The sequence below is a fragment of the Pseudomonas sp. IPO3778 genome (assembly GCF_013386825.1).
GTDB lineage: Bacteria > Pseudomonadota > Gammaproteobacteria > Pseudomonadales > Pseudomonadaceae > Aquipseudomonas.
This window is the reverse complement of sequence record NZ_JACARC010000081.1, coordinates 1-7,030: the sequence shown is the minus strand read 5'-3', so window position 1 is coordinate 7,030 and position 7,030 is coordinate 1. Positions and strand designations below refer to the sequence as shown.

Below are 7,030 nucleotides of genomic sequence, written 5' to 3'. Positions count from 1 at the left end.
CGCCACACAAGCGCTCTCGCCAACGTAAATCGCCGTTCGCTGTTAACTCAGCTCACGATCCAGCCACACCACCGCCTTGCCAATCTGCTGCCGTGCCTCAATCCGTGCATGCACCTGCTGCACCTCTTCCAGCGTGTAATGCCCTTCGATCTCCACCGTCAGCGAACCCTCGAGTATCGCCGCGAACACGGCATTGGCACGCCGTTGCACAGTCGGGCCGTCGGCCATGTGGTCATTCAGCCGTGGCCGGGTCAGGAACAACGAACCCGCCTCGCCCAACTCCATCGGGTCGAGGTCAGTCATCGAACCGGAGACGTTGCCATAATTGACGATCAAACCCCGTGTGCGGCAGGCCCTGAAGCTCTCGCGCAACGTGGCCTTGCCCACCGAATCAAACACCACGTCCACGCCCTGCCCTTGGGTTGCCTCCAAAACCCGCTCGGCAAACCCGTCGTATGGCCACGCGTAATCGGCACCGCGCTGCAGGGCAATCGCACATTTTTCAGCGCTGCTGCCGGTGGTGCACACCGTGGCGCCGAGCCGACGGGCCATTTGCACCAGCAACTGGCCGATGCTGCCGGACGCGGCGTGGATCAGGCAGCTGTTGCCTGCCTGCAACCGGGCCACGTCCTCAATCAGGTAGTGGGCCGTGCAACCCTGGAACATCGCCGCAGCCGCCTGATCGAAGCCCATGGCATCGGGGATGTGCGCGACCCGCGCGGCGGGCACACTGGCGTATTCAGCAAACGCGCCCCAGGCAATGCACCACGCTACCCGATCCCCCACCCCCAGATGGCTCACGCCCTCACCCACCTCCACCACCACACCGGCCCCTTCCATGCCCAGGGTGCAAGGCACACGCACCGGGTACGTCACCGACCGGGCGTACTTGCCCTGGCGGGTATGCACGTCCATGAAATTGATCCCGGCGCAGGCCACTTTGATCAGCACATGGCCGGGCATCACTGGGGGCTTGGGCACATCCAGGCGCAGTTGAACGACCTCCGGGCCGCCGTAGGTCTCAAGGGTAAAGGCTTTCATCGCGGGACAACTCCGTTTGCAGTAGGAATGCGCCATGGTAAAAGGCGCCGCTCTGTACGAGAATTCCCCAATACCTCCCACCCTCCGTGCGGAAACAACCCGATGTTCGACTGGCAAGATCTGTATTACTTCACCGTGCTGGCGCGCACCCAGTCGCTGTCGGCGGCCGCCCGCGAGCTGCAGGTGGAACACGCCACCGTGGGCAGGCGCGTCGATGCCCTGGAAAAAGCCCTGGGCGTAAAACTGGTGGACCGCCTGCCCCGCAGCCGGCCGCTCACGGAGGAAGGCCTGGCGTTGGCCAAGTTGGCGGCAGGCATGGGCGAGATGGCCACCGACGTGATGCGCCTGTCCCGCATGGCCTCGATCGAAGTGGCCGGCACCGTGCGGGTCAGTTGCCCGCCGTCGATGGCCATCCACTGCATCGCGCCCCAGGTCGCGCGCTTCCGGGCGCAGTACCCCAAACTGAATATCGTGCTGCTGTCCTCGACGACCCTTGCCGCTCTGGACAAAGGTGAAGCCGACATTGCCCTGCGCACGGTGCGGCCCGATGAAGAGGCACTGGTGCGCAGGAAGGTCGGCGCGGTGCGCTTCGGGCTCTATGCCACACCCGAGTTCAAACGGTTACCCGCCGAACAGTGGACGTTCATTGCCTACGACGCCACCCGCGACCATCTGCCTCAACAAGCCTGGATGCACCAGCTGCGCGGCAACCGCGCGATTGCCCTTGCCGCCAGCGACCTGATCACCCAGCAAATGGCCGCCCGGTCCCAGGTGGGCGCGGTGGTGTTGCCGACGCTGGTGGGTGATCACGACGCAGCATTGGTGCGGCTGGCAACGAATACCGAAGGCCCGGTTCGCGATATCTGGCTGACGGTGTACCCCGACATGCGCCGCTCGCCTTCGGTGAAGGTGGTGATGGAGTTTTTGGTGAGTTGCATTGAAAGCGCGCCGCAGTTGCGGCGCTGAAGCCGATTACTGCGCCGCGTACTGCTCGTCGCTGACCTGCTCCATCCAGTCCACCACCTTGCCGTCGAGCATCTCGTTGATCGCGATATGGGTCATGGCGGTGTTGGCCGTGGCGCCGTGCCAATGCTTGACGCCGGGGGCAATCCACACCGTGTCGCCGGGGCGAATTGCCCGCACTGGCTGGCCCCATTCCTGAACCTGGCCCGAGCCTGCGGTCACGATCAATGTCTGCCCCAGCGGGTGAGTGTGCCAGGCTGTACGCGCCCCCGGCTCAAAGGTGACCACGGCGCCGGTGACACGCGCGGCATCGGTGCCCTTGAAGGGTGAGTCGACGCGCACAGTGCCGGTGAAATAGTCCGCCGGCCCTTTAACCGAGGGTTGGGAACCGTTGGGTGTGATGGTCAGCATGGGGGTCTCCTGTGCCGATGATTCGAGTGCCAGCAAGGACAATGAAAGTGCGGTGGCGGCGAGACGGGTGTTCATAGGCCGGTCATCCGTTCCAGGGCTTCGGGATAGCGGTCGCCGTGCACCGCGATGTTGGCAGCGGCGACATCCAGCTCACTGAGTTCTGCAGCGCTGAGCTGCACCTCGACCGCCCCCAGGTTTTCCGTCAGGCGCGAGGTTTTGGTGGTGCCCGGAATCGGTACGATCCATGGCTTTTGTGCCAGCAACCAGGCCAGTGCTATTTGCGATGGCGTGGCCTGTTTGCGCTGGGCGACCTGGCGCAGCAACGCCACCAGGGCCTGGTTGGCCTGTAAGGCTTCGGGCGTGAACCTTGGCAACGTGCTGCGAAAGTCCGAGCTGTCAAAGGTGCTGTGACTGTCGAACTTGCCCGTCAGAAAGCCTTTGCCCAACGGGCTGTAGGGCACCAGGCCGATGCCCAGTTCCTCCAGCAGTGGCAACACCTCGGCCTCGGGCTTGCGCCACCACAGTGAGTACTCGCTTTGCAACGCGGTTACCGGTTGCACGGCATGGGCGCGGCGGATGGTCGAGGCGCCGGCTTCAGACAAACCGAAATGCTTGACCTTACCCTCCTGAATCAAATCCTTCACCGCGCCGGCCACCTCTTCGATCGGCACATTCGGATCCACCCGATGCTGGTAAAACAGGTCGATCACATCGGTCTTCAGGCGCTTGAGCGAGGCTTCGGCCACCTGGCGAATATGCTCCGGCCGGCTGTTGAGACCCGACCATTTGCCGTTGCCGGACGGGTCCAGGGCAAAGCCGAACTTGGTGGCAATCACCACCTGCTCGCGCAGCGGCGACAGGGCTTCACCCAGCAGTTCTTCATTGATGAACGGGCCATAGACTTCGGCGGTATCGAAGAAGGTCACGCCTTGTTCAACCGCGTTTCGCAGCAAGGCAATCATCTGCTGTTTGTCGGCCGCGGGGCCGTAGCCAAAGCTCATGCCCATGCAGCCAAGGCCAAGGGCGGAGACTTCGAGTGGGCTGGTGCCGAGTGTGCGTTTGAGCATGGTCGTTCTCCGGGTAAGGGGGGCTGATTCCAATCTAACAGTTACGAATTGTGATAATTAGCCGCTAGAATCTGAAAATACTTATGAGGATGACTCACCAATGCTCAGGGAAAACGCCAATGACCTGCTCGCGTTTCTGGCGGTAGCCCGTGAGCGCAGCTTTACCAAGGCCGCGGCCAAGCTCGGGGTTTCCCAGTCGGCGCTGAGCCATACCCTGCGCGGCCTGGAGGCGCGGCTGGGGCTGCGCCTGCTGACCCGCACCACCCGCAGCGTGTCGCCCACCGAAGCCGGGCAACACCTGATCGATACGATCGGGCCGCACTTCGATGAAATCCAGGTCGGCCTTGAGGGGTTGAGCGACTTGCGGGACAGGCCGTCCGGCACCATTCGCATCAACGCCATGGACCACGCGCTGGAATTTATCCTGTGGCCGGTGCTGAAACCGTTCCTGGCCCAGTACCCGGATATCGCCGTGGAAGTGTGTTGCGACTACGGCTTTGTCGACATCGCCGCCCACGGCTTCGACGCCGGCGTACGCCTCGGGGAAGACGTTGCCCAAGGCATGATTGCCACGCGCATCAGTCCCGATATGCGCATGCTGGTGGTGGGTTCACCGGCCTACTTTGCCCAGCGCGCCATACCCCGCACACCTCGCGACCTGACCGATCACGCCTGCAACAATTTGCGCCTGCCCACCAATGGCGGCCTGTATGTGTGGGAGTTCAGTAAAGACGGGGAAAGCCTGAATGTGCGGGTGTCTGGCCAGGTGACGTTCAACGGTGTGTACCCGTTGCTGAAGGCGGCGGTTGACGGCTTGGGGTTGAGCTACATCCCCGCCGACCTGGTGGCGCCCTACCTGGCAGACGGCCGCCTGGTGCAGGTGCTGGATGACTGGTGCGCGCCGTTTGCCGGCTTCCACCTGTATTACCCCAGCCGTCGCCAGGCCTCACCCGCCTTTGCGCTGCTGGTGGAAGCGCTGCGTTATCGCGGTTGAAGGAAGTCCGCCAGCGCGCCGCCCAGGGCCTCAAATACCAGGGCGATACGCTGCACCCGGCGCATGTCCTGATGCATCGCAATCCATACGTCGACGTTGAAATCCACCTGCCCAGGCAGCACGCGCACCAGCCCGTGACGCTGCGCCACTTGGCTTGAACAGACGCCAATTCCCAGCCCGGCACGCAGCGCCGCTAACTGGGCGAGGTGATCGTCGGTGCGGATAAATGTATTGGCCGCCGAACAGTCAAAACCGCGCTCACGCAGGAACTCGATCTCCAGCAAATTGCGGTCCGGGCCGATCAGCGGGTAGCCGTGCAATTGCGCGACGGCGTCCGGCGTGCCCTGCTCCGCCAGCAACTCCGGTGCGGCGTACAACCCCACTTGCAGGTCGCCGACCTTGCGCGCGACCACCGTCGCTTCCGTAGGGCGGCGGATGCGCACGGCGACGTCAGCCTCCTGCCGGGCCAGGGCTTGCAGGCGGTTGGACACGCTCAACTCAATGGCCAATTGCGGATGGTCACGGCGCAGGCTGCGCAGCATCGGCGGCAGCACCTCAACCCCCAGCAGCTTGCCGCTGGTAAGCCGCACCGTGCCGCTGGCCAATGCCGCGTCAGCCGAGGCGGCCCGGTTGAAGGCGTTGGCGGCGACGGCCATCGCCTCCACGTGACTGATCAGCTCTTTGGCAGTGTCGGTGGGCAACAATCCTGCGGGTGAGCGGATAAACAGGCTGACCCCGACACTCTGCTCCAGCGCTTCAATCCGGCGCCGCGCCGTGGCCTGGGCGATCCCCAGCAAACGGGCGGCGCCGGACAGACTGCCGGTGCGCAGCACGGCGAGGAAGGCGCGTTGGGTTTCCCATTGGAGTTGCGGGGTGTTCATACATTTCCTGTGAGCCGCTGGGCAGTTTTGGCGGATGTTCTTTGTTGAGGGGCTGCGGCATGCTGGCGAGCATACCCGATGGGCCTCCCCTCCTCACTTTGCACAGGATCGTTTTTGATGACACTCACCGGCCAATGCCGTTGCGCCAACGTGACCTACACCCTCAATACCGACGCACCGCTTGCGGTGTATGCCTGCCATTGCCGGCACTGCCAGACCTGGAGCGGCAGCGCGTTTGCCTTGCATGCGTTGTTGCCGGCGGAGGCGTTGAAGGTCGCGGGGGTGTTGACGGAATACGCCTATGACGTTGATGGGCAGCGTTCGGAGCATCAGTTGTGCGGGGTGTGCCATACGAGGGTCTACAACACCACGACGGCCGCGCCCGGGTTGGTGGTGCTGCGGGTCGGGACGCTGGATCAGAGCCCGGCCGTGCAGCCGGTGGCACATATCTGGGTGCGGCACAAACAGCCGTGGGTGGCGCTGACCGAGGGCGCGCCCACGTGGCTGGAAAGCCCGACACCGCAGGCGTTTTGGGAGGCGCTGAGCAAGCCTCTAAGCTAAGATCGAAAGAGTATTTATCGAATACTTTTTAGAACCTTAAGCTTTGGGGAATTTTGCTTAAGGTCGATCCCTCCATGCCCAAACTTTCCCTACGTCGCCCCCTCGTCGCCGGTTTGGCGGTGCTGGCTTTTTCCGCGGCCATCACTGCCCAGGCCCAGGAAACCGTACGCATCGGTTACCAGAAATCCTCGACCCTGATCACCTTGCTGAAAACCCAGGGCACTCTGGAAAAAGCCCTCAAGGCTGACGGCATCGATGTCACTTGGCATGAGTTCCCCAGTGGCCTGCCGCTGCTGGAGGCCCTGAACGTCGGCAATGTCGACATCAGCGCCGACGTGGCCGACACGGTGCCGATCTTCGCCCAGGCCGCCCAGGCCAAACTCACCTACTTTGCCCAGGAAGCGCCCTCGCCGCAGGCGCAGGCGATCGTGGTGCGCAAGGACTCGCCGATCCAGCAACTGGCGGATTTGAAGGGCAAGAAAATCGCCGTGACCAAGGCTGCTGGCACTCACTACTTGTTGATTGCTGCACTGAACAAGGCGGGGCTGGCGTTCTCCGATATCGAGCCGGCGTACCTGACGCCTGCTGATGGGCGTGCTGCGTTTGAAAACAACAAGGTTGATGCGTGGGTCACGTGGGAACCCTTCCTCACCAGCGTGCAGCGCCAACTGCCTACCCGTACGCTGGCGGATGGCACCGGGCTGGCCAGTTACAAGCGTTATTACCTGACGGGCACGCCTTATGCCAAGGCGCATCCTGAGGTGTTGAAAGTGGTTTACGCGCAGTTGCACCAGGCGGGTGAGTGGGTGAAGAGCCATCCGCGTGATGCCGCGAATGTGTTGGGGCCGTTGTGGGGCAACCTGGATGTGGAGACTGTCGAGGCGGCCAATGCTCATCGCAGTTATGAGGTGCAGCCGGTGACGTTGGGTGAGTTGGGGGAGCAGCAGAAGATTGCGGATGCGTTCTTCAAGGCGGGATTGTTGCCCAAGGCGGTGGATGCGCAGGATGTGCAGGTGTGGAAGCCTTGAGGGTTCCTGGGCTTGGCTTGGCTGGATTGGGTTGAGTACATATCCGTTATTTAGGTAACGGCGGCCTATGGTTCCGCTCTTACA

The 7,030-nt window shown here is 63.1% G+C and carries 8 protein-coding genes; 4 read left to right on the top strand and 4 right to left on the bottom strand.

Annotation, left to right across the window (positions count from 1 at the left end):
* Positions 1 to 42: 42 nt before the first annotated feature.
* On the bottom strand, positions 43 to 1,041 hold the full coding sequence (locus HX855_RS30645) for a quinone oxidoreductase (RefSeq protein WP_177090664.1): 999 nt from the start codon (positions 1,039 to 1,041) through the stop codon (positions 43 to 45).
* Between the two features lie 102 nt (positions 1,042 to 1,143).
* Between HX855_RS30645 and HX855_RS30640 the strand changes: the two genes are divergently transcribed.
* Positions 1,144 to 2,007, top strand: a complete 864-nt coding sequence (locus tag HX855_RS30640; RefSeq protein WP_177090662.1) for a LysR family transcriptional regulator — start codon at positions 1,144 to 1,146, stop codon at positions 2,005 to 2,007.
* A 6-nt stretch (positions 2,008 to 2,013) separates the two neighbouring features.
* Here the strand turns inward: HX855_RS30640 and HX855_RS30635 are convergent, their stop codons facing one another.
* Positions 2,014 to 2,415: a cupin domain-containing protein gene (locus HX855_RS30635; protein WP_177090660.1), complete on the bottom strand. Its 402-nt coding sequence runs from the start codon at positions 2,413 to 2,415 to the stop codon at positions 2,014 to 2,016.
* 71 nt (positions 2,416 to 2,486) lie between these two features.
* Positions 2,487 to 3,482, bottom strand: a complete 996-nt coding sequence (locus tag HX855_RS30630; RefSeq protein WP_177090658.1) for an aldo/keto reductase — start codon at positions 3,480 to 3,482, stop codon at positions 2,487 to 2,489.
* A gap of 100 nt (positions 3,483 to 3,582) precedes the next feature.
* On the opposite strand from HX855_RS30630, the gene HX855_RS30625 reads away from it, so the two are divergent.
* On the top strand, positions 3,583 to 4,476 hold the full coding sequence (locus tag HX855_RS30625; RefSeq protein ID WP_177090655.1) for a LysR family transcriptional regulator: 894 nt from the start codon (positions 3,583 to 3,585) through the stop codon (positions 4,474 to 4,476).
* Here HX855_RS30625 and HX855_RS30620 read toward each other — a convergent pair.
* On the bottom strand, positions 4,464 to 5,357 hold the full coding sequence (locus HX855_RS30620; RefSeq protein ID WP_177090653.1) for a LysR family transcriptional regulator: 894 nt from the start codon (positions 5,355 to 5,357) through the stop codon (positions 4,464 to 4,466). The genes HX855_RS30625 and HX855_RS30620 overlap by 13 nt on opposite strands.
* Before the next feature lie 117 nt (positions 5,358 to 5,474).
* On the opposite strand from HX855_RS30620, the gene HX855_RS30615 reads away from it, so the two are divergent.
* Both HX855_RS30615 and HX855_RS30610 read left to right on the top strand, forming a co-directional pair.
* Positions 5,475 to 5,918, top strand: coding sequence for a GFA family protein (locus HX855_RS30615; RefSeq protein WP_177090651.1), 444 nt, complete (start codon positions 5,475 to 5,477; stop codon positions 5,916 to 5,918).
* A gap of 74 nt (positions 5,919 to 5,992) precedes the next feature.
* Positions 5,993 to 6,946: an aliphatic sulfonate ABC transporter substrate-binding protein gene (locus HX855_RS30610; RefSeq protein WP_177090649.1), complete on the top strand. Its 954-nt coding sequence runs from the start codon at positions 5,993 to 5,995 to the stop codon at positions 6,944 to 6,946.
* Positions 6,947 to 7,030: the final 84 nt, after the last annotated feature.